24 protein-coding genes are annotated in these 26,159 nt (G+C 72.0%); 15 read left to right on the top strand and 9 right to left on the bottom strand.

Annotation, left to right across the window (positions count from 1 at the left end):
- Positions 1–47: 47 nt before the first annotated feature.
- Genes ABZ272_RS11035 through ABZ272_RS11015 form a run of 5 tightly spaced genes read right to left on the bottom strand, consistent with a single transcriptional unit; the run spans position 48 to position 5,510 of the window.
- Entirely contained in the window at positions 48–605 is a 558-nt protein-coding gene (locus ABZ272_RS11035) for a GNAT family N-acetyltransferase (protein ID WP_355049739.1), read from the bottom strand.
- Positions 595–2,649 (bottom strand): penicillin acylase family protein, encoded by a 2,055-nt coding sequence (locus ABZ272_RS11030; protein ID WP_355049738.1) that lies wholly within the window; start codon positions 2,647–2,649, stop codon positions 595–597. Before ABZ272_RS11030 ends, ABZ272_RS11035 begins: the two co-directional genes overlap by 11 nt.
- On the bottom strand, positions 2,646–3,449 hold the full coding sequence (locus ABZ272_RS11025; RefSeq protein WP_355049737.1) for an ABC transporter ATP-binding protein: 804 nt from the start codon (positions 3,447–3,449) through the stop codon (positions 2,646–2,648). Before ABZ272_RS11025 ends, ABZ272_RS11030 begins: the two co-directional genes overlap by 4 nt.
- Before the next feature lie 23 nt (positions 3,450–3,472).
- Positions 3,473–4,504 (bottom strand): iron chelate uptake ABC transporter family permease subunit, encoded by a 1,032-nt coding sequence (locus ABZ272_RS11020; RefSeq protein WP_355049736.1) that lies wholly within the window; start codon positions 4,502–4,504, stop codon positions 3,473–3,475.
- 55 nt (positions 4,505–4,559) lie between these two features.
- Complete coding sequence (locus ABZ272_RS11015; protein WP_355049907.1) at positions 4,560–5,510, bottom strand: iron chelate uptake ABC transporter family permease subunit; 951 nt, start codon at positions 5,508–5,510, stop codon at positions 4,560–4,562.
- 228 nt (positions 5,511–5,738) lie between these two features.
- Between ABZ272_RS11015 and ABZ272_RS11010 the strand changes: the two genes are divergently transcribed.
- The 6 genes from ABZ272_RS11010 to ABZ272_RS10985 all read left to right on the top strand — a co-directional run bounded on the left by ABZ272_RS11010 (position 5,739) and on the right by ABZ272_RS10985 (position 13,029).
- Entirely contained in the window at positions 5,739–6,773 is a 1,035-nt protein-coding gene (locus ABZ272_RS11010) for an ABC transporter substrate-binding protein (protein WP_355049735.1), read from the top strand.
- Positions 6,774–6,777: 4 nt separating this feature from the next.
- Positions 6,778–7,635 carry a siderophore-interacting protein gene (locus tag ABZ272_RS11005; RefSeq protein ID WP_355049734.1) on the top strand — a complete coding sequence of 286 codons (858 nt, stop codon included), beginning with the start codon at positions 6,778–6,780 and terminating at the stop codon, positions 7,633–7,635.
- A 189-nt stretch (positions 7,636–7,824) separates the two neighbouring features.
- Positions 7,825–9,294: an aspartate aminotransferase family protein gene (locus ABZ272_RS11000; RefSeq protein ID WP_355049906.1), complete on the top strand. Its 1,470-nt coding sequence runs from the start codon at positions 7,825–7,827 to the stop codon at positions 9,292–9,294.
- 26 nt (positions 9,295–9,320) lie between these two features.
- The gene (locus tag ABZ272_RS10995; RefSeq protein WP_355049733.1) at positions 9,321–10,598 is read left to right on the top strand and encodes a SidA/IucD/PvdA family monooxygenase; all 1,278 of its coding nucleotides are present in this window, start codon (positions 9,321–9,323) and stop codon (positions 10,596–10,598) included.
- The gene (locus ABZ272_RS10990; RefSeq protein ID WP_355049732.1) at positions 10,595–11,188 is read left to right on the top strand and encodes a GNAT family N-acetyltransferase; all 594 of its coding nucleotides are present in this window, start codon (positions 10,595–10,597) and stop codon (positions 11,186–11,188) included. The genes ABZ272_RS10995 and ABZ272_RS10990 overlap by 4 nt, the downstream gene beginning before the upstream one ends.
- A 101-nt stretch (positions 11,189–11,289) precedes the next feature.
- A complete protein-coding gene (locus tag ABZ272_RS10985) occupies positions 11,290–13,029 on the top strand; it encodes an IucA/IucC family siderophore biosynthesis protein (protein WP_355049905.1) in 1,740 nt (579 codons plus the stop codon).
- A 144-nt stretch (positions 13,030–13,173) separates the two neighbouring features.
- Here ABZ272_RS10985 and ABZ272_RS10980 read toward each other — a convergent pair whose 3' ends face one another.
- A complete protein-coding gene (locus tag ABZ272_RS10980) occupies positions 13,174–14,223 on the bottom strand; it encodes a S66 peptidase family protein (protein WP_355049731.1) in 1,050 nt (349 codons plus the stop codon).
- A 321-nt stretch (positions 14,224–14,544) separates the two neighbouring features.
- Here ABZ272_RS10980 and ABZ272_RS10975 point away from each other — a divergent pair, with 321 nt between their 5' ends.
- From ABZ272_RS10975 to ABZ272_RS10965, 3 genes are all read left to right on the top strand, one after another.
- Positions 14,545–16,878, top strand: a complete 2,334-nt coding sequence (locus tag ABZ272_RS10975) for a beta-L-arabinofuranosidase domain-containing protein (RefSeq protein ID WP_355049730.1) — start codon at positions 14,545–14,547, stop codon at positions 16,876–16,878.
- A gap of 146 nt (positions 16,879–17,024) precedes the next feature.
- Positions 17,025–17,759, top strand: a complete 735-nt coding sequence (locus tag ABZ272_RS10970; protein WP_355049729.1) for a hypothetical protein — start codon at positions 17,025–17,027, stop codon at positions 17,757–17,759.
- Positions 17,756–18,088 (top strand): transcriptional regulator, encoded by a 333-nt coding sequence (locus tag ABZ272_RS10965; RefSeq protein ID WP_355049728.1) that lies wholly within the window; start codon positions 17,756–17,758, stop codon positions 18,086–18,088. Before ABZ272_RS10970 ends, ABZ272_RS10965 begins: the two co-directional genes overlap by 4 nt.
- Positions 18,089–18,092: 4 nt before the next feature.
- Here ABZ272_RS10965 and ABZ272_RS10960 read toward each other — a convergent pair whose 3' ends face one another.
- A complete protein-coding gene (locus ABZ272_RS10960) occupies positions 18,093–18,557 on the bottom strand; it encodes a MarR family transcriptional regulator (RefSeq protein WP_355049727.1) in 465 nt (154 codons plus the stop codon).
- 136 nt (positions 18,558–18,693) lie between these two features.
- Here ABZ272_RS10960 and ABZ272_RS10955 point away from each other — a divergent pair, with 136 nt between their 5' ends.
- Positions 18,694–19,254 carry an NAD(P)H-dependent oxidoreductase gene (locus ABZ272_RS10955; RefSeq protein WP_355049726.1) on the top strand — a complete coding sequence of 187 codons (561 nt, stop codon included), beginning with the start codon at positions 18,694–18,696 and terminating at the stop codon, positions 19,252–19,254.
- A 93-nt stretch (positions 19,255–19,347) separates the two neighbouring features.
- On the top strand, positions 19,348–20,631 hold the full coding sequence (locus ABZ272_RS10950; RefSeq protein ID WP_355049725.1) for an MFS transporter: 1,284 nt from the start codon (positions 19,348–19,350) through the stop codon (positions 20,629–20,631).
- Between the two features lie 20 nt (positions 20,632–20,651).
- Here ABZ272_RS10950 and ABZ272_RS10945 read toward each other — a convergent pair whose 3' ends face one another.
- Together ABZ272_RS10945 and ABZ272_RS10940 are read right to left on the bottom strand one after the other, a co-directional pair.
- Positions 20,652–21,137: a GNAT family N-acetyltransferase gene (locus tag ABZ272_RS10945; RefSeq protein ID WP_355049724.1), complete on the bottom strand. Its 486-nt coding sequence runs from the start codon at positions 21,135–21,137 to the stop codon at positions 20,652–20,654.
- A gap of 52 nt (positions 21,138–21,189) precedes the next feature.
- On the bottom strand, positions 21,190–22,257 hold the full coding sequence (locus ABZ272_RS10940) for a LacI family DNA-binding transcriptional regulator (RefSeq protein ID WP_355049723.1): 1,068 nt from the start codon (positions 22,255–22,257) through the stop codon (positions 21,190–21,192).
- A gap of 93 nt (positions 22,258–22,350) precedes the next feature.
- Between ABZ272_RS10940 and ABZ272_RS10935 the strand changes: the two genes are divergently transcribed.
- The 4 genes from ABZ272_RS10935 (at position 22,351) to ABZ272_RS10920 (ending at position 26,152) form a co-directional block, all read left to right on the top strand.
- Positions 22,351–23,067: a cupin domain-containing protein gene (locus ABZ272_RS10935; RefSeq protein ID WP_355049722.1), complete on the top strand. Its 717-nt coding sequence runs from the start codon at positions 22,351–22,353 to the stop codon at positions 23,065–23,067.
- Positions 23,068–23,332: 265 nt separating this feature from the next.
- Positions 23,333–24,325 (top strand): ABC transporter permease, encoded by a 993-nt coding sequence (locus ABZ272_RS10930; RefSeq protein WP_355049721.1) that lies wholly within the window; start codon positions 23,333–23,335, stop codon positions 24,323–24,325.
- Positions 24,326–24,348: 23 nt separating this feature from the next.
- On the top strand, positions 24,349–25,353 hold the full coding sequence (locus ABZ272_RS10925; protein WP_355049720.1) for an ABC transporter substrate-binding protein: 1,005 nt from the start codon (positions 24,349–24,351) through the stop codon (positions 25,351–25,353).
- Between the two features lie 4 nt (positions 25,354–25,357).
- Positions 25,358–26,152, top strand: a complete 795-nt coding sequence (locus tag ABZ272_RS10920; RefSeq protein ID WP_355049719.1) for an ABC transporter ATP-binding protein — start codon at positions 25,358–25,360, stop codon at positions 26,150–26,152.
- Positions 26,153–26,159 lie beyond the last annotated feature (7 nt).

Here is a 26,159-nt window from a genome sequence, read left to right as displayed (position 1 = left end):
CCGGGGTGCACGCGCGCCCCGGCCGACGGCTGTCGCGGTCGCGGGAATCAGCCGGCGCTCTGCGGCCGGTCGAGGAAGTACAGCCGTGCGCTCTTCTCCGGCAGCTCGATCTCCGGGCCGGGACGAAAGCCGCTGCGCAGCAGCCGCCGGTGCATCCGGTCGTTGCGCACGTCCGGCTCCATGACGACCCGCAGCCGGCCCGGGTCGGCGAGGACGAACGCCAGGATCGCGTCGAACAGCGCGCCCGTGAAGCCCCGCTCGACGGTCGCCGCGGGACCGACCAGCAGGTGGACGCCGACGTCGCCGGGACGTACCTCGTAGCAGTCGCCGACCGGGTCGGTCCCGGGCTCGTACGTCTGCGCCAGCGCCGCCGGCACACCGTCGCGGTGCACCAGGTACGCGTGGTGGGTGGTCAGCGAATCCAGGTACGCGTAGATCTCGCGCACCCGCTCGCGGCTGGCGTCGCGCATCCCCCAGAACCGGGCCCGGTCGGTCGTGACCCAAGCGTGCAGCAGGTCGGCGTCGTCGTCGGGGCGTACCGGCCGGATGGTGACCACACCGAATCCCGGGACGTCGCGTCGGTAGTGCTGTCGGTCAGTGCTCATCCGGCTCCTCGGTGAGGCGGTCCCAGTCGGTCGTCACCGGCAGCAGCTCACCGGCCAGCCACGCGGACCGCTGGTCGTGGTGGTGCTCGTCGCCCGGCACCCCGCTGGCGCCGGACGGGACCACCCACCGGCTGTCCTCCCGCCGGGCCAGGTCCCAGACGTACCGTGCGGCCGGCCCCCGGAAGCATCCGTGGGTGACCCCGGGGACGCTCGACGTGGCCAGCACGCAGTCGTGGTCGCCGTCGAGGCGGGGGCCGGGGGCGGCGTCCGGGTCGGGCAGCGCCCGCCAGGTCGTCAGCCGGTGCAGGTCACCCCAGCGCACCGTGCCGTCCGTCGCGGCGGCGACCTCCTCGGCCGCCGCGCGCACCACCGCCGCGACGTCCACACCGGGCAGCGGGGCCGCGCCGAGCAGGTGCTCCAGCGCGTAACCGACCCGCGGCGTCAGCGCCAACCAGGGCGCGAACACGTCGGGGTACGCGGGCGGCTCGGCCAGCGCGGCCAGGGCCGGGTGGTCGGCGATCCGGCGTACGACGGCGGCGCGCAGGAGAGCGAAGTCGGCGGCGTCGACGCTGTCGGCGTGCATCCGCCGGTCCCAGCGCAGCAGCCGGTCGCGCAGCGTGGCGGCGGCCGGACCGAGCCCGGTCACCGCGTCGAGGACACCCAGCAGCGCCCCGGCGGAACCGAGGTACGTGTCGGTGTGGATCGCCGTCATGTCTACGGCGGTAAAGTCGCGGCCGACGTCCAGCAGATCGGCGATCCGGCGCGCGCGGTGCGGTGGGGCGAACTCGACGCCGAGCGGCGCGGACAGCCCGCGCTCGTTGGCCATCACCGCCCGGTCGGTCACCTCGGCCCGGGGCATCGGCGCGTACCAGCCCCGCCAGGCGTACGCGGTCTCCCATGCCGGGACCGGCCGCCGGCCGTTGTCCGGGTGCCGCACCGGCACCACACCGGCGACCCGGTGCAGCAGACCCCCGGCGGAGTCCGCGGCCTGCACCACGTTGACGGGCTCCACCCAGTGCCGCAGGGCGTCGTCCACATCGGACACGCTGCGGGCCCGCAGCAGCTCCGGTATCGCCGCGAAGCCCAGCTCGCCGGTGACCCGGGGCGGATAGCGCAGGCTCAGCGCCGTCTCATCGTCCGGCCCGCCGGCGATCACCGGGCCCCGGTCGGTCTCGACGATCTCCACCTCGACCGGGTCCGCGCCGGCCACCTCGATGGTCTCGACGTGCACGGACGCCTGCCGCCAGCCGTCCGGGCCGAGCGCCCGCACCCCGCTGTCGTGCCGGCGCAGCCGCTCGACGTAGACGTCCTGGTAGTCGGCCATCGCGTTGGTGATCGCCCACGCCACCGGGCCGGCGTGGCCGAAGTGCGCGATGCCCGGCACGCCGGGCACGGCCAGGCCGACCACGTCGTACTCCGGGCAGGCCAGCCGGATCTGCTGGTAGACGCCCGGGTCCTCCAGGATCCGGTGCGGGTCGCCGGCGAGCAGCGCCGCGCCGCTGGCCGTGCGGGAACCGGCGAGCAACCACCCGTTGCTGCCGGCGACGGCCGGCCCGTCGGTGGCGAACGCCCCGACCGCCGCCGGGCCGAGACACCGCGCGACGTGCTCGCGCCAGAGCTTGCCCGGGAACCCCGCGAACAGGATGTGATGCCCCAGCCACACCGCGAGCGGCGTCCACGGCTCCCACCGGCCCGGGGCGAGCCCGACGGCGGCGAACTCCGGCGCGCGGGCCGCCCCGGCGGCGAGGCCGGCGTTCACCCCGGTCACGTACGCGCCCACCCACTCGGCGGTCGACGCGTCCAGGTTGGCGTGAGCGCGGCGGGCGGTGTCGTCGATTCGTACCTGCCGGGCGAAACGGTCCCAGCCGAGCGCGTCGACGCCGAGGAAGGCGGCGCTGGTGCCCTGCGACCGGTGCCGCTCGACCTCGATCTGCCACGCCCGGTCGTACGCGGTCACCCGACCCTGCGCCGCCGCGAGGGCGAGCGGGTCGTCGGCGCGGACGTGCGGCACGCCCCACGGGTCGCGGAACAGTCGTGCCGTCATGCCGGTTCGGCCGTGCGTCGGCGGGCGGCCGGTACGACCAGCGGGGTGCCGGTCTCCGGGTCGTCGATCACCCGGCAGGGCAGCCCGAACACCTCGGCCACCAGGTCGGCGGTCACCACCTCGCGCGGGTCGCCGGCGGCCACCACCCGACCGTCACGCATGGCGATGAGGTGGGTGGCGTACCGGGCGGCGTGGTTGAGGTCGTGCAGCACCGCGACCAGCGTACGGCCCTGCTCCTCGTGCAGTCGGGCACACAGGTCCAGGATGTCGATCTGGTGGGCGATGTCGAGGTAGGTCGTCGGCTCGTCGAGCAGCAGCAGCGGCGTCTGCTGCGCCAGCGCCATCGCGATCCACACGCGCTGCCGTTGGCCGCCGGACAGCTCGTCCACCGGCCGGTCGGCGAGGTCGGCGACCCCGGTCGCGGCCATCGACTCGTCGACGATCCGCTCGTCCTCGCGCGACCACTGCCGCAGCAGTCCCTGGTGCGGGTAGCGACCCCGGGCGACCAGCTCGGCGACGCCGATCCCGTCCGGCGCGATCGACGTCTGTGGCAGCAGGCCGAGGGTCCGGGCGACCGTGCGGGCGGGCTGGTCGTGGATGTCCCGACCGTCCAGCAGCACCGTGCCCGCGCTCGGGCGCAGCATCCGCGACAGCGCGCGAAGCAGCGTCGACTTGCCGCACGCGTTCGGTCCGATGATCACCGTGAACGACCCGTCGGGCACCGCCACGGTGAGGTTCTCGGAGATGGTGCGCCGGTCGTAGGCGAGGGTCAGCGCGCTGCCGCCAAGGCGGGACGTCATGGGTGCTCCTTGTCCAGGGGTGGTCACAGCCGGCCCGCCCGGCGTTCGACGGCCAGCAGCCAGACCAGGTAGCCGCCGCCGAGCACGCCGGTGACGACGCCGACCGGAAGCTGATGCCCGGCGAACGCGCGCTGGGCCACCAGGTCGGCGCCGACCAGCAGGGCCGCGCCGACCGCCATCGAGGGCAGCAGGTTCGGCCCGGGCGCGCGGGTCAGCCGCTTGGCGACGTGCGGCGCGACGAGCGCCACGAACGACACCGGGCCGGCCGCCGCCGCCGCGAACGACACGAGCAGCACCGCCGCGGCGAGCAGCACCAGACGCATCCGTCGTACCGGCACGCCGAGCGCGCTGGCCGTGTCGTCGCCCAGTTCCATCATCCGCAGCGCCGGCGCGCAACCGACGAGCACCAGCGGCGTGAGTACGGCGGTGACGGCCAACAGCGGCCCGGCGTTGGCCCAACCCCGTCCGTCCAGGCTGCCGGTGAGCCACAGCACCGCGCGGGCGGCGTCCATCAGCGGGGCCCGGGTCAGCAGGTAGCCGTTCACGCCGGTGAGGATCGCCGCGACGCCGATGCCGACCAGGACGAGGCGGTAGCCGTGCACGCCCCGCCGCCACGCGAGCGCGTAGATCAGCAGGCCGGTGGCGAGCCCACCGACGACCGCCGCGCCGGCCAGGGCCAGGCTCCCGCCGCCCACGACGACCACCACCAGCGCGCCGGTCGACGCGCCCTGGGTGAAGCCCAGGATGTCCGGGCTGCCCAGCGGGTTGCGGACCAGCGACTGGAACAGCGTGCCGCCCAGCGCCAACGCGGCGCCGACCAGCAGGGCCGTGACCAACCGGGGCAGGCGCAGCTCGGTCACGATGAACTGCTCCGCCACGCTGCCGCCGCCGGTCAGGGCGCGCAGCACGTCGGTCGGGCCCATCGGGTAGTCGCCGCTGCCCATCGCGACCAGCGAGAGCCCGGCGGCGAGCAGCGTCGCGCCGAGACCGACGGCCAGGGCCCGGGGGCGGAACCGCACCGACAACCCACCGGGGGTACGGATGACCGCGCTCATTGGGCCATCTCAGTTCGCGACTGCGGGGCTCGCAAAACCGGCTCACTCCTCGCGCTCACGGGGCGGCCACCCGTGATCGGCTGACCAGCCAGAGGAACAGCGGGCCGCCCAGCACGGCGGTGACCATGCCGACCTGGAGTTCGCCCGGGCGGCCGAGCACCCGGCCCAGCACGTCGGCGCCGAGCAGCAGGACCGGCGCGAGCACCGCGCAGTACGGCAGCAGCCAGCGCAGGTCGGGCCCGGTGAGCGCGCGTACCAGGTGCGGCACGAGCAGGCCGACGAAGACGATGGGACCGCAGGCGGCGGTCGCCGCGCCGCAGAGCAGGGTGACCGCGACGATCACGGCGGCCCGGATCACGGCCGGTCGGGCGCCCAACGCCCGGGCCGCGTCGTCGCCGAGCGCGAGGGCGTTCAGCGGACGGGCGGCGCCGAGGGCGACCAGCAGACCGACCAGGATGAACGGCGTCACGCGGGCCACCGTCGCCGCGTCCGCGCTGGCCAGCGAGCCGACTGTCCAGAACCGCAGCCGGTCCAGCGAGGCGGTGTCCAGCAGCATGACCGCGCTCACGAACGAGTACAGGGTGGCGTTGAGCGCCGCGCCGGCCAGCGCGAGCCGGGCCGGGGTGGCGCCGCGCCCACCGCCGACGGCGTAGACCAGCGCGGTGACCAGGGCCGCGCCGAGCAGCGCGAACCAGACGTACCCGCCGATGGCCGTGACGCCCAGGAAGGCGGCGGCGGTGGCCACGGCGGCGGACGCTCCGGCGTTGATGCCGAGGAGCCCGGGGTCGGCGAGGGGGTTGCGGGTGAGCGCCTGCATCACGGCGCCGGCCACGCCGAGCGCCGTACCGGCGAGCAGCCCGAGCAGGGTGCGGGGCAGGCGCATCCGGTGCACCACGGCGTACTCGGTGGCGTCGCGGTGCAGCAGCCCGGACCAGACGTCGGCGAGCGGCAGCGACTTCGCGCCGACCGCGATGCTGAGCACCAGGATCACGCCGAGCAGCGCCACGGCGGCGAGCAGGCCGGCGGCGCGGGTCGCCCGGCGTCGCTTCGGTGCGGGGGCCGTCGACGCGTCCGGCACCGATGGTGTCGGACTGGTGACGGTGGGTGTGGCGTCCAGTGTGGGCTCCGGGGTGTGGCGACACGGCGAACCGCTGTTGACAACGAGCGAGGTTAGGCTAACCTAACCCCGCTGTCCCGGTCGACCCCGGCCATCCTTTGATCGAAAGACGACACCATGCCCGATGCACTGTCCGCCCGTCGCCTCTCCCGTCGTGGCCTGCTGGCCGCTGGCGGCGCCGCCACGCTGGCCGCGCTGCTCGCCGGCTGCGGCAAGGACGACTCCGCCAAACCCACGGGCAGCGACAACACTGCCGGCCCTTGGTCGTTTACCGACGACCGCACCAAGAAGGTCGAGGCGGCGGCTCGCCCGGCGCGCGTGGTGGCGTTCACCGGCGTGGCGGCGGCACTGGTCGATTTCGGTCTCGACAAGCAGCTTGTCGGCGTGTTCGGCGAGACCAAGCGCGCCGATGGCACGAAGGATCCCCAGGCCGGTGATCTGAACGTCGAGGCCGTCGAGATCCTCGGCAACACCTGGGGCGAGTTCAGCGTGGAGAAGTACGCGGCCCTGCGCCCCGAGCTGCTGGTCACCCACATGTACGACCCGGACGCCCTCTGGTACGTGCCGGACGAGAGCAAGGACAAGATCCTGCCGCTCGCGCCGAGCGTCGCGATCACCACCGCGCGGGTGCCGATGACCAAGCCGATCGAGCGGTACGCCGCGCTCGCGCAGTCGCTCGGCGCCGACCTGTCCGCCAAGAAGGTCACCGACGCGAAGGCCCGCTTCGACGCCGCCGCCGACGCCGTCCGGCAGGCGGTCAAGGCCAACCCGGGCATCCGGGTGATGGCCTGCTCGGGCAGCCCCGACCTGTTCTACGTCTCCAACCCCAAGGTCAGCACCGACCTCATGTACTTCGCCGAGCTGGGTGTCGACATCGTGGTGCCGACCAAGCTCGAAGCCGGCGACTACTTCGAGGCGCTGAGCTGGGAAAACGCCGGCAAGTTCCCCGCCGACCTGATCTTGCTCGACAACCGCAGCACCGCGTTGCAGCCCAAGGACCTCGCCGCCAAGCCGACCTGGACGCAGCTCCCCGCCGTGCGGGCCAACCAGGTGACGCCGTGGGACGCGGTGCCCCGCTTCTCGTACGCCGGCGCCGCGCCGCTGCTGGAGAACCTCGCCACCGCCATCCGGAACGCGAAGAAGGTCGGCTGACGCCATGAGTACGAGCACCGTCGCACCCGTCGCCCTGCAGTACCGCTTCTTCGCCGCGCACGTGGTGCGGGCCCGTCAGGTGGGGGCCTCGCTGATCCGGGTCACCTTCGGCGGCGCGGAGCTGGTCGACTTCGCCGGCGGCGGCCGGGACCAGAGCGTCTCGCTGTTCCTGCCGCACCCGGGTCAGGACGCCCCGGTCGTCCCGGTCGAGCGCGGCGAGGACTGGTTCGGCGCCTGGCGGGCCCTCCCGCCGGACGTCCGCGCGGTCATGCGCTCGTACACCATCCGGGAGCACCGCCCGGCGGCCGGCGAGGTGGACATCGACTTCGTCGGCCACGGCGGCACCGGTCCCGCCTCGCGATGGGCCAGCCTGGCGGTGTCCGGTGACCGGGTGCTGCTGCTCGGTCCGGCGGTGTACGACAACCGCAGCGTCTGTTTCCGCCCGCCGGACGACACCGACCTCGTGGTGCTGGCCGCCGACGAGACGGCGCTGCCGGCCACCGCCGGGATCCTGGCCTGGCTGCCCGCCGGCACCCGGGTCCGCGCCTGGATCGAGGTCCCGGACGCCGCCGACATCACCGAGCTGCCCACCGAGGCCGACGCGGAGATCCGCTGGATCGTGCGCGGCAGCACCGCGCCCGGGAGCGACCTGCTGGTCAGCGCGCTGCGCGCCGCCCGACTTCCGGCCGTCGCGCCGTACGCCTGGATCGCCGGCGAGTCAGGCGTGGTACGGGCGCTGCGCCGGCACCTGGTCGGCGAGCGCGGCTTCGACCGTCGACGGGTGACCTTCGCCGGCTACTGGCGGCGCGGGCTCTCCGAGGAGGACCTGCGCGCCGAGGCGCTGGCCGGCGCCACCGCCTGACCCGCAGTCCCACCAGAACGCAGCACGGCCCCCGGCGCGCCCACACGCCGGGGGAGGGTTCCGGCTGCCCATCGTCAGAACGTGGAAGGACATCCCGTGAGCGTGCCGACGTACCCCGACGAGAGCGACCCGCGCAGCGCACCGGCCGCTCTACCACCGGCCACAGCGCCCGCCGGGGCCCGCGCCCACCTGTTGCACGACGGGTCGGTCGAGCAGTACCGGCGCGTGATCGCCGACGGCGTCGACCGGGTCGCCCGGCGGGTCGCCACGGTGGACCGACCCACCACCGGAATCGCTCCGGCCGAGCTGGCCCCCCTCGTCGACGGCGTCGACCTGGACCGGCCCCTGGGCGACGCCGGCGCGGCGTTGGACGAGCTGGAGAGCGTCTACCTGCGCGACGCCGTCTGGTTCCACCACCCCCGCTACCTGGCCCACCTCAACTGCCCCGTGGTCATCCCGGCGCTGCTCGGCGAGGCGGTGCTGAGCGCGGTCAACTCCTCCCTGGACACCTGGGACCAGAGTGCCGGCGCGACGCTCATCGAGCGTCGGTTGATCGACTGGACCGCCGCCCGGATCGGCCTCGGTCCGGACGCCGACGGCGTGTTCACCAGCGGAGGCAGCCAGTCCAATCTCCAGGCGCTGCTGCTGGCCCGGGAGGAGGCGTGCCTCGCCGCGACCACCCCGGCGGCACGCCTGGACCTGCTGCCCCGCCTGCGCGTGCTCACCTCCGTCGCCGGGCACTTCAGCGTCCAGAAGTCCGCCAAGCTCCTCGGCCTCGCCCCGGACGCGGTGATCGCGGTGCCCACCGACGCGCGGCGACGCGTCCAGCCCGCCGCCGTCCGCGAGGAGATCGCCCGGTGCCGGGCGGCCGGACTGGTCCCGATGGCCGTCGTCGGGACCGCCGGCACCACCGACTTCGGCTCCATCGACCCGCTCGCGGACCTGGCCGAGGTCTGCGCGGAGACCGGCGTCTGGCTGCACGTCGACGCCGCGTACGGCTGCGGTCTGCTCGTCTCGCCGACGCGCCGGCACCTGCTCGACGGCATCGAACGCGCCGACTCGGTGACCGTCGACTACCACAAGTCGTTCTTCCAGCCGGTCAGCTCCAGCGCGCTGCTGGTCCAAAACCGGCGGACGCTGGGGCACGCCACCTACCACGCGGACTACCTCAACCCGGCGCGAATGGTGGAGCAGCGGATTCCGAACCAGGTCGACAAGAGCCTGCAGACCACCCGCCGCTTCGACGCGCTGAAGCTGTGGCTGACCCTGCGGGTGATGGGCCCGGACGCGCTCGGCGAACTCTTCGACGAGGTGGTCGACGCCGCGGCCGACGCCTGGCAGCTCGTCAGCGAGGACCCCCGCTTCGAGGTGGTGACCCGCTCGCAGTTGAGCACCGTGGTCTTCCGTTACCTGCCCACCGGTCCGGGCCGTGAGCTGGCCGACGCCGCGAACCTGTACGCCCGGGAGGCGCTGGCCGCCTCCGGCCTCGCCGTGGTCGCCGGCACCCGGGTGGACGGCCGGCACTTCCTCAAGTTCACGCTGCTGAATCCGGCCACCACCGTCGACGACGTCGGCCACGTCCTCGAACTGATCGCCGGCCATGCCGGGCGGTACGTGCGCGACACCGTCGCCGCCGACCTGACCTGCCCCGTCGGCTGACCCCGAACCCCCGCCTGGAGTAGAAGATGTCCACCCACGACTTCGTCGCCATCGGGCTCGGCCCGTACAACCTGGGCCTGGCCTGTCTCACCGCGCCGATCGACGAGCTGGACGGGGTGTTCCTGGAGGCTCGACCCAGCCTCGCCTGGCACCCCGGCATGCTGCTGGAGTCCGCCCGGTTGCAGACCCCGTTCATCGCCGACCTGGTCAGCCTCGCCGATCCGACCTCCCCGTACTCGTTCCTGAACTACCTCAAGGAGATCGGCCGGCTCTACCCGTTCTACATCCGGGAGAGCTTCTACCCGCTGCGCAGCGAGTACGACGCGTACTGCCGGTGGGCGGCGGCGAAGCTGCCGAACCTGCGCTTCGGTCAGACGGTGACCACGGTGGAGTACGACAGCGCCGACGGGCGGTACGTGGTGCGGGCCACGACCGGCGGGTCCGAGAGCGTCGAGTACCGGGCGCGGCACCTGGTGCTCGGCACCGGCACGCCGCCGCACCTGCCGGCCGCCGTCGCCGGGCTCGCCGGGGACGCCGTGCACAACTCGCGCTACCTGGAGCACCGGGACGCGCTGCGGACCAGGCGCAGCATCACCGTGGTGGGCAGCGGGCAGAGCGCCGCCGAGATCTACCACGACCTGCTCGGCGACATCGGCCGGTACGGCTACCAGCTCAACTGGGTCACCCGCTCGTCCCGGTTCTTCCCCCTCGAGTACACCAAGCTGACGCTGGAGATGACCTCACCGGACTACGTGGACTACTTCCACGCGCTGCCCGAGGAGACCCGCTACCGGCTGGAGTCCGAGCAGAAGGGCCTGTTCAAGGGGATCAACGCCGACCTGATCAACGACATCTTCGACCTGCTCTACGCGCACAGCGTCGACGGTCCGGTGAACACCCGGCTGATCACCAACACCGAGCTGGTCGACGCCACCCACCACGACGGGGAGTACACGCTCGGGTTGCGGCAGGTGGAGCAGGAGCGGGACTTCACCCTGCGGACCGAGGGTCTGGTCCTGGCCACCGGCTACCACTACCGGGTGCCGACGTTCCTCGAACCGGTGCGCGAGCGGATCCGCTGGGACGCGCACGGCCGCTTCGACGTGGCCCGCAACTACAGCATCGACCACGACGGGCGGGGCATCTTCCTACAGAACGCGGGCACCCACACGCACAGCATCACCTCACCCGACCTGGGCATGGGCGCGTACCGCAACTCCTGGATCATCCGCGAGCTGCTCGGCCGCGAGCACTACCCGATCGAGAAGAGCATCACCTTCCAGGAGTTCGGGGTGGTGTCGTGAGCGTGGTCTTCACCCGCGCCGACGACCGGCTCGGGGACTTCGCCCTGCGTACCCTCGATCCCGAGGGCGACGCCCTGGTGCTGCACGGCTGGGTGACCCACCCGAAGTCGGCGTTCTGGTTGATGCAGGACACCGACGAGGCCCAGGTCGTTGACGAGTACCGGCGCATCGCCGAGCACCCGCACCACGACGCGTACCTGGGCCTCTGGCGGGGGAGTCCGGCGTTCCTGGCCGAGCGCTACGACCCGGCCCACGTGGAGCTGGTCGGCCTCTACGACCACCAACCCGGCGACGTGGGCATGCACTTCCTGTGCGCGCCCGCCGGCACGCCGGTGCACGGCTTCACCCGCGCGGTGATCCGTACCGTGATGGCCTGGCTCTTCGCCGACCCGGCGACGGCGCGCGTGGTGGTCGAGCCGGACGTGCGCAACACGGCCGTGCATGCGCTGAACGCCGCCGTCGGGTTCGAGGTCGTCGGTCCGATCACCAAACCGGAGAAGGAGGCGCTGCTCAGCGTCTGCACCCGCGCCCAGTTCCAGGCCGCCACCGAGCCGGCCGCCGCCACCGCAGCAGAAGGAGACCCGGCGTGACCACCACCGCCGTCCCCACCTCGCCGACCGTCGCCGGCCCGGCCGCCCCGGGCGACCCGGTCGCGCACCTCACCCCGCAGCGCTGGGCGCGGGCCAACCGGATGCTGGTCCGCAAGGCGCTCGCCGAGTTCACCCACGAGCGGCTGCTCACCCCGGCGCCCGTGCCGGGCCCCGACGACCGGCAGTGGTACGAGGTCCGCAGCGACGACGAATCCGTCACCTACCGGTTCGCCGCCCGGGTGCTCGCCCTGGCCCACTGGCAGATCGACGCCGACAGCATCTCCCGGCACCGCGACGGCGTCGCGCTGCCACCCGACGCGGTGGACCTGATCGTCGAGCTGCGCGGCACCCTCGGGCTCTCCGCTCGGGTGCTGCCCGTCTACCTGGAAGAGATCACCTCCACCCTCGCGGGTACGGCGTACAAGCTGGCCCAGTCCGCGCCGAGCGCCGCCGAGCTGGCCGGCGCGGACTTCCAGACCATCGAGACGTCCATGACCGAGGGCCACCCCTGCTTCGTGGCCAACAACGGCCGCCTCGGCTTCGGCGTCGACGAGTACCACCGCTACGCCCCGGAGGCCGCCACGCCGGTACGCCTGGAGTGGCTGGCCGCGCACCGGGACCACTCGACGTTCAGCAGCGCCGCCGACCTCGACTACGACGCGCTCATCGAAAGCGAGTTGGACGCCTCGACCCGGGCCCGGTTCGCCGCCACGATGGCCGAGAACGGGCTCGACCTCGCCGACTACCACCTCATCCCGGCGCACCCCTGGCAGTGGTGGAACAAGCTGGCCGTGACGTTCGCGGGGGAGCTGGCCGAACGCCGGCTCGTGCACCTCGGCCCCGGCCCCGACTCGTACCTCGCGCAGCAGTCCATCCGTACCTTCTTCAACGTCAGCGAGCCGGGCCGGCACTACGTCAAGACCGCGCTGTCGGTGCTGAACATGGGCTTCATGCGGGGGTTGTCGGCCGCGTACATGGCCGCCACGCCGGCCATCAACGACTGGCTGGCCGACCTGATCGCCAACGACGAGGTGTTGACCGGCACGGGCCTGACGGTCATCCGGGAGCGGGCCGCCGTCGGCTACCGCCACCGGCAGTACGAGGCGGCCACCGAGCGGACCTCCCCGTACCGCAAGATGCTCGCCGCCCTGTGGCGGGAGAGCCCGGTGCCGGGTCTGGCCCCGGGGGAGCGACTGTCCACGATGGCCGCGCTGCTGCACGTCGACGACGACGGCGGCTCGCTGGCGGCGGCGCTGATCGACCGGTCCGGCCTCGCGCCCGAGGTGTGGCTGCGCCGCTACCTGGACGCCTACCTGACCCCGCTGCTGCACAGTTTCTACGCCCACGACCTGGCCTTCATGCCGCACGGCGAGAACGTGATCCTGGTCCTCGACGAGCACGACACCGTCCAGCGGGTGATCTTCAAGGACATCGCCGAGGAGATCGCGGTGTTGAGCGCCGACGTCGAGCTGCCGGCCGAGGTGGAGCGCATCCGGGTCGAGGTGCCCGACGACACCAAGCTGCTGACCATCTTCACCGACGTGGTCGACTGCTTCCTGCGCCACCTCAACGCCGTCCTCGTCGGGGCCGGGGTGCTCGCCGAGGACGCGTTCTGGGGCACGGTCGCGGCCTGCGCCGCCGACTACTTCGCGCGGGTGCCGCACCTGGCCGAGCGCGTACGCCACTACGACCTGTTCGCTCCCGAGTTCGCGCTGTCCTGCCTCAACCGCCTTCAGCTCCGCGACAACCAGCAGATGATCGACCTGGCCGATCCGTCGGCCGCCCTACAGTTCGTCGGCACCCTCACCAATCCGCTGGCCGCCCACGCCCCGGCCCGCTGACGCCCTCCGTCTTCATCGCGATCACTTGATGCTGACCAGTTGTCCGGGCCTTCCTGGAACTGGTCAGCATCAAGTGATCATTCCCCGCCGGGCACGGCAACCACGCGTCGTACGTGACGGTCTCCGGATCGGCTGACCCTTCGCCTACCGGTAGTCGGCGTAGATCCGGCGTTGCGCACCGTCGACGGTGACCGGGCCGCCGTGCGGAAGGATCCACTGCGGTCTGGTGTGGCCGAACGGCACGCCGACGCAGACGGCCGCCTCGGGGTTGTAGCGGTGTATCTGGTCCACGACCGTGTCGCGCTGCTGCTCGCGCAGCCGCGCCCGCTCGGCCGCGTCGGGCCGGCGGTCGAAGTCGGAGACCGGGGGACGGGCGACCAGGACCGCGTCGACGGCGGCCAGGAGACCGCGTTCACCGAGCGCGCGGACGATCCAGCCGACCTCGCGGGCGGGAAGGAGCTCCTCCGACGTCTCGATGATCAGCACGCCGCCGCGCAGCACCTCCGGTCCGAACGGGAAGCGCCCCGCCGTGAGGAGCCACTGGAGGACCTCCAGGCAGCCACCCCAGGTGGGTCCGGTGACCGTGCGGCGCGGCCCGTACCAGCTCCACGGCTCGGTCGGCTCGCGTTCCCCGAACGACTGCAACGCCCGCGGATCGTCCCAGGGAACCCCGATGTCCTCGGACTCGCCCGGGTCGGTGATCTCCAACCGCTCGCCGGTGAGCAGCGCGGCGCGCAGCGAGCGGGCGTGGATGTCGTCCACGGCGGGACCGGGCCCGAGGTGCACCTGGGACGACCCGCCGTAGAAGCTCGAGATGCCGAGCCCCCAGAGCCACTGGTGCAGGTTGGTGTTGTCGCTGGTTCCCAGGAACGGCTTCGGGTCGGCGCGGGCCAGGTCGGCGTCCAGGTGGGGGACGACGGTGATCTGGTCGTCGCCGCCGACGACGGCCAGGATCGCGCGTACCCGGGGATCGGCGAAGGCGGCGTTGATGTCCGCCGCGCGGGCCTGCGCGCTGGCGCCGACCGTGCGGGTGGTGGGGTACTCGACCGGGACGAGGCCGGTCACGTCGGCGAGCCGGCGCATGGCCTGCTCGTGGATCTCGGGAAAGGCGCCGGCGGCGGCGAAGGACGGCGACAGGACCGCGATCCGGTCGCCGGGGCGTGCCTTCGGTGGACGTACAAGATCGTGCTTCATCCCGAGATTCCACCAGCGGCGACGGTCGGCGCGCATCCCGTTTCGGTGCCCGCCGACGGTGGCCGCACCCTGCGGAGATCCACCGGTGTTATCGATAACACGAGGTGGAGACCCCTACCGCACCGGTGTCGCCGCGCCTGATCTGCCAGCTCAGGCATGGTGCACAGGGAGCCGTAATAGTTAGAACCTTGAATCTGTGCGTGGTCCGGCCGTAACATGCCGAACACGGATGTGAACGCTAACGTTCGGACCCCTGCATCCTGCCGAGCCCGTCCCGCCCGGTTGCCGCCCCATCGCCGGTAGCGCTCATTTGGAGGTCCCATGTCGTCCCTGCCCCTCAGCCGACGCCGCGTTCTGCAGGCCGCCGGCGCCACCGCCGTGGTCTCCGCGACCGGCGCCGCGACGCTGGGCGCCGGCCCCGCCGCCGCCGCGGTGGTCCCGCCAGCGCGCGCGGACATCGGCGTCGCGGCCTACGCCTTCGACCCCGGTCAGGTACGACTGACCAGTGGCCGTTGGCTGGACAACCAGAACCGCACCCTGAACTACCTGCGCTTCGTCGACGTCGACCGGATGCTCTACAACTTCCGCGCCAACCACCGGCTGTCCACCAACGGCGCCGCCACCAACGGTGGGTGGGACGCGCCGAACTTCCCGTTCCGTACGCACATGCAGGGGCACTTCCTGACCGCGTGGTCCCATGCCTACGCGGTGCTGGGCGACACCACCTGCCGCGACAAGGCGAACTACATGGTCGCCGAGATGGCCAAGTGCCAGGCGAACAACGGCGCGGCCGGGTTCGGCGCGGGCTACCTCTCCGGCTTCCCGGAGTCGGACTTCTCCGCGCTCGAGGCGCGGACCCTGTCCAACGGCAACGTGCCGTACTACTGCATCCACAAGACGCTCGCCGGCCTGCTCGACGTCTGGCGCTACACCGGCAACACCCAGGCCCGTACGGTGCTGCTGGCCCTCGCCGGCTGGGTCGACACCCGCACGTCCCGGCTCAGCTCCAGCCAGATGCAGTCGATGCTCGGCACCGAGTTCGGCGGCATGAACGACGTGCTGACGGACATCTACCAGATGACCGGTGACAGCCGGTGGCTCACGACCGCCCAGCGGTTCGACCACGCCGCGGTGTTCAACCCCTTGGCCAACAACCAGGACCAGCTCAACGGCCTGCACGCCAACACGCAGGTGCCCAAGTGGATCGGCGCGGCCCGCGAGTTCAAGGCCACCGGGAGCACCCGCTACCGGGACATCGCCAGCAACGCGTGGAACATCACCGTGGGCGCGCACTCCTACGTCATCGGCGGCAACAGCCAGGCCGAGCACTTCCGCGCGCCCAACGCGATCGCCGGTTACCTGAGCAACGACACCTGCGAGCAGTGCAACACCTACAACATGCTCAAGCTGACGCGGGAGCTGTGGCTGCTCGACCCGAACCGGACCGACTACTTCGACTTCTACGAGCGCGCCATGATCAACCACCTGATCGGCGCGCAGAACCCGGCCGACAGCCGTGGTCACATCACCTACTTCACCCCGCTCAAGCCCGGTGGGCGGCGGGGTGTGGGTCCGGCGTGGGGCGGTGGCACCTGGAGCACCGACTACAACTCGTTCTGGTGCTGCCAGGGCACCGGCCTGGAGATCAACACGAAGTTGATGGACTCCGTCTACTTCTACAGTGGCACGACGCTCACGGTGAACCTCTTCGTGCCGTCCGAGCTGAACTGGTCGCAGCGGGGGATCACGGTCACCCAGAACACCACGTACCCGGTGAGCGACACCAGCACGCTCACGCTCTCCGGCACGATGAGCGGCTCGTGGAGCATCCGGGTGCGCATCCCGGCGTGGACGAGCGGCGCGACCATCAGCGTCAACGGTGTGGCCGAGTCGGTCACCACGACGCCGGGCAGCTACGCCACCGTCACCCGCACCTGGGCCGCCGGCGACACCATCACCGTACGACTGCCCATGCGGGTCGTCATGCGCGCGGCCAACGACAATCCCAGCGTCGCCGCTGTCACGTACGGCCCGAGCGTGCTCTGTGGTAACTACGGCAACACCACGCTCAACTCGCTGCCGTCGCTCGTGGTCTCGTCGGTCGCCCGGACCAGCACCAGCTCGCTCGCGTTCACGGCTACCGCAAACGGGTCCACGGTCAACCTCGGGCCGTTCCAGGACGCCCACGGCTTCAACTACACGGTCTACTGGAACGCCAGTGGCAGCAGCGGCGGCGGTAGTTACCGGCTGGTCAACGTGGGCAGCGGGATGGTCCTCGGCATCCAGAACATGTCCACCGCCGACGGTGGGCTGGCCCTACAGTGGGACGACAGCGGCACCGCCGACCACAACTGGGTCATGATCACCGACGGCAACGCCGTCCGGTTCCGCAACGTCAACAGCGGCAAGGTCCTCGGTGTGGAGAACATGTCCACCGCCGACAACGCCCGCGTCCTGCAGTGGTCGGACAACGGCACCGCCGACCACCGGTGGACGCTCGTCGACAACGGCGACGGCACCTACAAGATCCGTAACGTCAACAGCGGCAAGCTGCTCGGCATCCTGAACAACTCCACCGCCCGGGGCGCGCAGGCCGTGCAGGACTCCGACAACGGAACCAACGACAACCGCTGGCGGCTGGTGGCCAACGCCTAGACCGTCGAGGCTCGGCCTGGCCGGGGCGTGTGTCGAAACCCCGAATCGGGGGCTTCGACACACGCCCCTCGTGCTGTCTCGGCCCAGTCCGCGAGATCTTGCCGAACTCTCTTGCGCGGATAGGTCTGCAATGCAAAGCTAACTTCATGACACACGAATCCGCTCCGCAGGCGGACAGCCCTCGCGAGCTGTTGGCGGCCGTGCGCGACCTGACCCGCCAGGTCCAGGTCGCCCAGCGCGGCACCTGGTTTCCGCTGCTGGTCTTCGCCGTGGTCACGCTGGTCGCGATCCCGGTCTACCGGTACGCCCCCTACCTCGATTTGTTCGACACCTGCCGATCCCGCCCGGGGCACACGGTCTGCATGACGCCCAATCCGGCGGAGCTCGGGTACTGGACCGTCGCGCTGGTGCTCGCGTACGTGGCGATCGCCGGCTTCTACGTACGGCAGTCCCGACGCCGTGGCGTGGGCACCCCGATCCGCCCCTACGTCCTCGTCGGCGTCGCGTTGGCCGTGCTGATGGCCGCCGTGTCGATCTGGCTGACGTTCCACCCACTCATCCCCGTCCCCGCCGACCCCTTCTCGACCGACCCGGTCGAGATCGAGGTCGGGCCGGCGGCGTGGCTCGTCAACGGACTGGCCAGTCCCGTCGCGGTCATCGCGCTGGCGCTGCTGGTGCTGGCGTGGGTCGAACGCAACTGGGCGCTGCTGGCGTACAGCCTCGTCTACCTGGTGATCGTGATGGTGCAGGGCGGGCAGGTCATCCACTCGACCTCGCCGTGGTTCTTCATGCCGCACCTGCTCCTCTCGGCGGCGCTGCTGCTGATCGGCAGTGCCGCCTTCGCCCTGTTCCAGTCGCGCGCCGAGGTTCCGGGGCGATGACCGACCATCCCACCAACGGCCTCGACGACGTGGTCCACCAGCGCGTCCGCCTGGGCATCCTGGCCGTCGCGCACCAGGCTCGCCAGGTCGAGTTCGGCTTCCTGCGTACCACCCTGCAACTGACCGCGGGCAATCTCGGGCAGCACCTGACCGTCCTGGAGAAGGCCGAGCTGATCCAGATCGAGAAGGGCTACGAGGGCAAGCGCCCCCGCACCTGGGTGACTCTCACCGCCGCCGGTCAGGCCGCCCTGCGCGACGAGATCGCCCACCTCAAGCAACTCATCCACCAGGTCGAACAGACGGAGCCGGCCCCGACCGCGGACCGGTGACCGGCTAGTCGGCTGCTCCCGCGCGCCGGAACGCGCGGGCCAGCTCGGCCAGGTCCAGACCCTCGAAGTGGCGCAGGAACCGCCGGCGTACGGCTGCCAGATGGCTGGGCCAGGACTCCTCGAGGCGGGCGAAACCGGCATCGGTGAGCACCGCGTTCCAGCCGCGGGCGTCCTCCTCGCACCGTTCCCGTTTGACCAGTCCCTGGCTCTCCAGCCGGATGATCGTCCGGGTCATGCCGCTCAACGAGAGGTAACAGGCGTTAGCGAGTTCGTGCATCCGCATCCGCCGCTCCGGGGCCTCGGAGAGGTTCATCAGGGCGGTGTACTCGGTCAGCGGCAGTTGCCGGTCGCCGACCATGTCGGCGTCGATTGTGCGTGGCACCACGTACATCACCTGGCCCAGGGCGCGGACCAGCGCCTCCTCGTCGGGATCGAGGGGTCGCTGCGCCTCCGGGCGGGGATCGGCCATCTCTCCAGCATAGTTGCTTGATTGAGCAATTGCTTACGGTGGGTGTGAGGGTGCTCATACCACGGTCATTTGCTTGACGAAGCAAGGAGCGGCTAGCGTTCCGGCGGTCAAGTTCGGACTACTGAAAGGCGCAGCCATGACCAGGATCGGGATCATCCTCGGAAGCACCCGCCCGGGGCGCAACGGCGAAGCCGTCGCCCGCTGGGTCCACGAGATCGCCCAGCAGCGCACCGACGCGCAGTTCGAGCTGATCGACCTGCTCGACTACAAGCTGCCGCACCTCGACGAGGCGATGCCGCCGGCGATGGGCCAGTACAGCCAGCCGCACACGCTGCGCTGGGCCGAGACCATCGCGTCGTTCGACGGTTTCGTGATGGTGACGCCCGAGTACAACCACTCGACCTCCGGCGCCCTGAAGAACGCCATCGACTTCCTCTACAACGAGTGGAACAACAAGGCCGTCGGGTTCGTCAGCTACGGCTCCCTCGGCGGCGCCCGGGCCGTGGAGCACCTGCGCCTGATCGCCGGTGAGCTGCAGATGGCCGACGTGCGCTCGCAGGTCGCGCTCTCGCTCTACACCGACTTCGAGAACTTCAGCACCTTCAAGCCCGGCGACCAGCACCTGTCGGCGCTGACCACCACCCTCGACCAGGTCGTGGCCTGGAGCACCGCGCTCGCGCCGCTGCGCCAGGGCTGACCCTTATCGGTACGCCTCGAGACGGCCGCGGGACTCGCTCCTGCGGCCGTCCGCGTACCCACCGCCGTGGTCGCAACCGATAGCCTCGGCCGGATGAGCGAAGCGTCCCCCCGAACCCCACTGTGGCGCGACCGCGCCTTCGGCACGTACTGGATCGCTCAGACGCTCTCCGCGGCCGGCAACGCGTTCGCCTACCTGGCGGTGCCGCTGCTGGTCCTCGAAGCGACCGGGTCGGTGGCGCAGATGGGCCTGCTCACCGCCGTCGCGGGCGCGGCGTCCGTGGCCGCCGGCATCTTCGGCGGGGTGCTGGTCGACAGGTACGACCGGCGTCGGCTGATGATCGTCACGGACCTGATCCGGTTGGTCCTCTTCGGTCTCGTGCCGCTCGTCTGGCTCATCAGCCCACAGGTATGGCTGCTCTTCGTCGTGCTGCCGATCTGCGCGGCGGCCGGCATGCTGTTCCAGGTCGCCGCGGTGACCGCCGTCCGCAACCTCGTCGACGCCGACCGGATCACCGAGGCCAACGGCCGGCTCCAGGCGACGTTCGCGGTGACCGCCGTCCTCGGGCCGCTGCTCGCCGGTGTGGTGTCGGCCCGCTTCGGCCCGACGGTCGCCATCGCCGTCAACGCCGTCAGCTTCGCCCTCTCGGCCGTTGGCCTGCGGCTGATCCGCTTGCGCACCGCCCAGCCCGCCGACACCGCGCCGATGGCCCGGGAACGCCCGCTGGTCGAGTTCCTGGCCGGCGCGCGTTTCCTGTGGCGCCAGCCAGTGCTCCGCGCGCTGACCGCCCTGCTGTCGGTGTTCATCTTCCTGACCTACGGCTTCACCGACGTGCTGATCTACCACGTGACCCACGACCTCGGCGGTACCGAGGGGACGGTCGGGACCGTCCTCGGCCTGGCGGCCCTGGGCACGGTCGCCGGGGCGCTGCTGGTGGCTCCGCTGCGTCGGCGACGCGGCTTCGGCGCCACCTGGATCGGCGCGCACGCGATCTGCGGGTTCGCGGTGGCGGGCGTCGGCGTCGCGACGACCGTGCCGACGGTCACCGCCCTGACCGCCGTCTACCTGTGCTGTCTCAGCGTCGGCGGGATCTGCTCGATGTCACTGCGCCAGGAGATCACCCCTGACCACCTGCTCGGTCGGGTCACCTCGGCGTTCTGGAGCACGCACTACGCCCTCGGCCCGGCCGGCGCGGCCATCCTGACCTGGGCCGCCGGCCGGTACGGCGTACCGACGGTGGCGCTCGTGGCCGGCGCCGGCTGTCTGCTGGTCGCGGTCGGCGGGCTGTTCACCCCGATCCGCCGCGCGGGCGCCGAGCCGACGTCCACCGCACCGGGACTCGGGCCGGCCCCGGCCGTGGGCGCGACCGGCGGCTGAGGCAGCGTACGGCGGGGGAGTCAGAACTCCCGGTACATGACGTGCAGGCCGACCCGCCCGAGGGTCCGGTGGCGGAACGCGCCGGGCACGGTGCCGAACACCTCGAAGCCCTCCCGCCGGTACAGCTCGACGGCCGTCCGGTTCGTCTCCACCACGGCGTTGAACTGCATCCCGGCGTACCCCGCGAGGCGGGCCCAGGCCAGAGCATCGCGGCACAGCGCGGTGCCGACGCCCCGGCCGCGGGCGTCGGCGGCCACCAGGAAGCTGGCGGTGCTGACGTGCGCGCCCGGTCCGGGGCGGTTGGCCCCCATCTTCGCGCTGCCCAGCACCCGATCACCGTCGGTCGCGACGACGGTCCGCCCGGGCGGGGCCTCCACCCAGAGGGCGTACGCCTCCTGCGCGGTCATCGCCGGGTCGTAGGTGAAGGTCTCCTGCGCCCGGACCACGTCCTCGATGATCGGCCACACCTGCGACCAGTCCCGGTCGGTGAACGTACGGATCAACACGGGCGCAGGCTACGCAGGACGCGTTGGCGGGGACAACGGGTTTGCGGGCCGGTCACGAGGCGGCGTTGGCCCGCCGGGCGCGGGGTGTCGTCCTGGCGCGTGGTGGACCCGGCGCCGGCCCGGCGGTGTCCCGGCGGATCAGCTCGGCCGGCAGCACCTCGATCCGGGGGGTCGGCGCCGCCGCGCCGAGCACCAGCGACATGGCCCGGACCCCCATGTCGACGAGGGGGAGCCGCACCGTGGTCAACGCGGGTGTGACGTCGCGGGCGATCGGCATGTCGTCGAAGCCGACGACGGAGATCCGTCCCGGTACGGCGAGCGAGCGGGCCCGCAGGGTGGCGAGTGCGCCGATGGCCATCGAGTCGTTGAGCGCCACGACGGCGGTCAGCTCCGGATCGGAGTCGAGCAGCCGGGCGGTGGCCTCCGCGCCGCCGTCCCGGTCGAACTCGGCGTACCGGATGCGCCGCTCGGGCAGGTCGAGGTCGTGCTCGGCCAGGGCCTGACGGAGCCCCGCCAGCCGGTCGGTGGTGGTGGTGAGGATGCGCGGGCCGGCGACCACGCCGATCGCCCGGTGGCCCAGCGCGCAGAGCTCACGGCCGGCGAGGTGACCGCCGGCCCGGTTGTCCGGCATGATGGCGTCGCCGGAGTGCTCGTGGCGGCCGATGACCGCGACCCGCCCCCCGGTCGCCTCGTACGCGGCGAGCTTCTCGTTGAGCTGCCGGGTGAAGGCCTCGTCGTGGTAGCCGGACCCGGCCAGGATCAGCGCCGCCACCTGGTGGCCGCGCAGCAGCTCCACGTACTCCAGCTCGCGGTCCGGGTCGCGGTAGCTGTTGCAGATCATCAGCAGCCGGCCCTGGTCGGTGGCGACGCGTTGCAGCCCGCGGGTGATCTCGGCGAAGTACGGGTCGGAGACGTCGTGCACGATCACGCCGACCGCGCTGCGGTGCGAGCGGGCCAGCAGTTGGGCGTGCGCGTTCGGCACGTACTGCAACTCGGCGACGGCCGCGAGCACCCGCTCGCGCAGCTCGTCGGTGACCGGTTTGCTGCTGCCGTTGATGACGCGCGAGGCCGTGGCGGGTGAGACGCCCGCGCGCCGCGCCACGTCGGACAGGGTCGCCATGGCCCGCCCCCTCGGTCTGTTGACGGCGTTTCGCCGCGCCGGCTAGCGTCACCGTACCGCAGAGAAAGCCCTTTCCCGCAGGGAGGCCCGGCCATGTCGGAACGCTTCGCGGCACTGCCCGGCGGTATCGGAGTGTCCCGGCTGCGCGTCTACGACACGGCGGCGCCGGACGGCGTGGTCGGTGGCACCCCGCACGTGCACCTGTGCTGCACCGAGGGGTACGTGGTGACCGGCGGCGAGGGCGCGGTGCAGACCCTCGGCGGCGAGGGCTTCCGGGAGACCCCGCTCCGGGCGGGCGCGGTGGTCTGGTTCGAGCCGGGCACCGTGCACCGCCTGGTGAACGGCGGCGGTCTGTCCATCGTGGTGCTCATGCAGAACAGCGGTCTGCCCGAGGCCGGCGACGCGGTGCTGACCTTCCCGCCCGAGGTGCTGGCCGACCCCGAGGCGTACGCCGAGGCCGCGGCGCTGCCGGACGGGGGAGCGCCGGGGGCGGACGTGCGGAGCGCGTACCGTCGACGGGACCTTGCCGTTAGCGGCTTCCAGGCGCTGCGGGCCGGTGGTCCGGCGGCGCTGGCGGCCTTCCACGCGGCGGCGATGGCGCTGCGTCGGCCGCTGCTGACGGCCTGGCGGCGGCGGTGGGCGGACGGCGCGGGTGCGGCCGCCGCCGGGACCGGCACCCAGTTGGACGCCCTGGAGCGGGGCGAGTGGCGGTATCTGGGCGGGGCCGGCGTGTACGCGGTGGACGCGCCGGTCGAGCGCGGCCGACTGGGGATGTGCGGCCTGCTCGACACCTACCCGGCCGCCGGCTGACGCCGCGAGCTCGGCCGGCGCGGTCCAGTTCGGACCGCGAGGTTCTTGATCCACTCGGGTTCAGGGAAGTCGCGGTGTCCGAGGGGCAGGGAAGCCCCGGTTTCCAGTAAGCCGCCTTCACCTGATGGCCCGGGTGGCGTCGAATAGATCGAGGAAAGGCCTTGCCCGCCGTCTGGAGGCCGCATACGCTCCCAGGAAAGCGTTTGCCTGACCCCGCCGACCGGCCCGGCTCCCGGGTGCCGCGCCGGGCCCCGAGGAGGTTCGCGTGACCGAGAACTCTTTGGACACGGCAGGCCGGCACACCGCCGCCGACCAGGCGAGCGGTGAGCGGGAAACGGATTCAGCCACCACGGCCGAGCCGTCACCCCGCTCGACCGAAGCTCCGGTTCGTACCGACCGTGGGCCAGAATCCACGGTGGTCGGTCGACCGTCCGACGGCGGAGGCCGTCCAGCCCGATCCACGCTCGGCCGCCGCGCGGCGGCGGTCGCCGACTCGCTCTGGCGGCCGGCGCTCGTGCTGGCCGCCTTCTTCCTCGCCTGGTGGTTCGTCGCCGCCCGGGAGTACGTGCCGAACTACCTCGTGCCCACCCCCGGTCAGGTCTGGACCACGATGACCGACCAGTGGTCCGAGTTGGCCCGACACACCCTGGTCACCCTCTACGAGACCGTGCTCGGCTTCGTCCTGGCCGCCGCGCTGGGACTGGCCACCGCGGTCGCCATCGCCTACTCGCGCACCCTGGACAAGGCGCTCTACCCGATCGTCCTGTTCGCACAGGTCATCCCGAAGATCGCCATCGCGCCGCTGCTGGTCGTCTGGTTCGGTCTCGGCCTCACCCCGAAGATCATCCTGGCGGTGCTCATCGCGTTCTTCCCGGTGGTCATCTCCGGCGTCGCCGGCCTGCGCTCGACCGACCCGGAACTGCTCGACCTCTCCGCCACGATGGGTGCCGGGCCCTGGCGGACCTTCCGCAAGATCCGCTTCCCGAACGCGTTGCCGCACCTCATGGCCGGCCTGAAGGTGGCGGTCACCCTCGCGGTGGTCGGCGCCGTGGTCGGGGAGTTCGTCGGCGCCAGCGAAGGGCTCGGCTACGTCCTGTTGCTGGCCAACGGCAACCTCGACGCCCCGCTGCTGTTCGCCGACCTGATCCTGATGTCCGCCATCGGCATCGTCCTGTTCGTCCTGGTCGAGATCGCCGAGGCGCTGCTCATCCCGTGGCACGCCAGCCGTCGCGCCGGCGTGTCCCTCACCACCTCCTGACCGACCCCATCACGGAGGCACCGATGAAGCGCACCGCCACCACCATCCTGGCCACCGCCGCCCTGTTGCTCGCCGCCGCCGGCTGCGGTGCGGACGACTCCACGGGCAAGACCGGCGCCGACGGAAAGAAGCAGGTCACCCTCACCCTCAACTGGGTGCCGTACGGCGAGCACGCGCCCTTCTACTACGGGCTGCAGAAGGGCTACTACTCCGCCGAGGGCATCGACCTGAAGATCCTGCCCGGCAACGGCTCCGGCAACACCGTCAAGCAGGTCGCCCAGAAACAGACCGACTTCGGCTGGGCCGACAGTCCCGTCCTGCTCAAGTCGGTGGCCAGCGGGATGCCGGTGCGCAGCCTCGGCGCGTACCTGGAGAAGGGCCCGTCCTCGGTGGAGTTCTTCACCGAGAAGAACATCAGGACACCGGCCGATCTCAAGGGCAAGACCGTCGGCGGCACACCCGGCGACGCCCTCTACGCGACCTTCCCGGCCTGGCTGGAGAAGAACGGCCTCCGCAAGGACGACGTCAAGGTGGTCAACGTGGACGCCGCCGGCAAGATCGCCGCGCTGGCCGAGGGCAAGGTCGACGCCATCATGGGCTTCTTCCACGACCAGGCGCCCACCATCGAGAGCAAGACCGGCAAGAAGGTCGACGTGCTGCTGTTCGCCGACTACGGGATGAACCTGCTCGGCACCGGCCTGATCGCCAACACCCAGACCCTGCAGAAGGACCCGGAGCTGGCCCGCAGGTTCGTCCGGGCCACCCAGAAGTCCTGGGCCGACGCGGCGCGCGACCCGGGCGGCGCGGTGAGCGCCATGGTCGCGCTCGCCGAGAACGAGCCCGCCCCCGAGGTGCTCACCAAGCAGCTCACCCTCAACCTGCCGCTGCTCGGCGGCGACGGTCCGGCCGGGGTGAACACCGAGGCGCAGTGGTCCGAGACGATCGACCTGATGGCCCGCTACGCGGAGCTGAAGGACCCGGGCGCGCCGAACGCGTACTGGGACTCGTCGTACGCGGCCAAGGGGTGACGAGATGAGCGCCGCGCCGGCGACCACCGGCACCGCCATCGGGATGTCCGGGGTGACCGTCCGGTTCACCACCCGACGTTCGCGCACCACCGCCCTCGACGACGTGTCCCTGCACATCGAGCCGGGCGAGTTCGTCACCATCGTCGGCCCGTCCGGCTGCGGCAAGTCCACCCTGCTGAAGATCGTCGCCGGACTGGTGAAGCCCACCAGCGGCGAGGTCTCGCTGCTGCGACAGCCGGTGCGCGGCCCGCAGAAGGAGATCGGCTTCGTCTTCCAGAAGGCCGCGCTGCTCCAGTGGCGTGGCGCGCGGGCCAACATCCTGCTGCAGGCCGAGATGCGCGGCATGGACCGGGCGCGGGCGGCCCGTCGGGCGGACGAGCTGATCGAGATGACCGGGCTGGCCGGCTTCGAGAAGGCGCTGCCGCACGAGCTGTCCGGCGGGATGCAGCAGCGGGTGGCGCTCTGCCGCGCGCTGCTGCACGCCCCACCGGTGCTGCTCATGGACGAACCGTTCGGCGCCCTGGACGCGCTGACCCGCGAGCAGATGAACGCCGAGCTGCACCGCATCTGGCGGGAGACCGGCACCACGGTGGTGCTGGTCACCCACTCCATCGCCGAGGCGGTCTTCCTCGGCACCCGGGTCGTGGTGATGAGCGCCCGGCCCGGCCGGATCATCCGCGCCTTCGACGTCGAGCTGCCGGCGCACCGCGACTACGCGCAGGTGATGTCGGACTCCCGCTTCGACCGGCTCGCCACCGAACTGCGCGGACTGCTCGGCAGCGCGGCCGCCAACCACTGAACGACCA

The sequence above is a fragment of the Micromonospora sp. NPDC005979 genome (assembly GCF_040614415.1).
Taxonomy (GTDB): Bacteria; Actinomycetota; Actinomycetes; order Mycobacteriales; family Micromonosporaceae; genus Micromonospora.
This window is presented reverse-complemented; position numbering and strand designations above follow the sequence as displayed.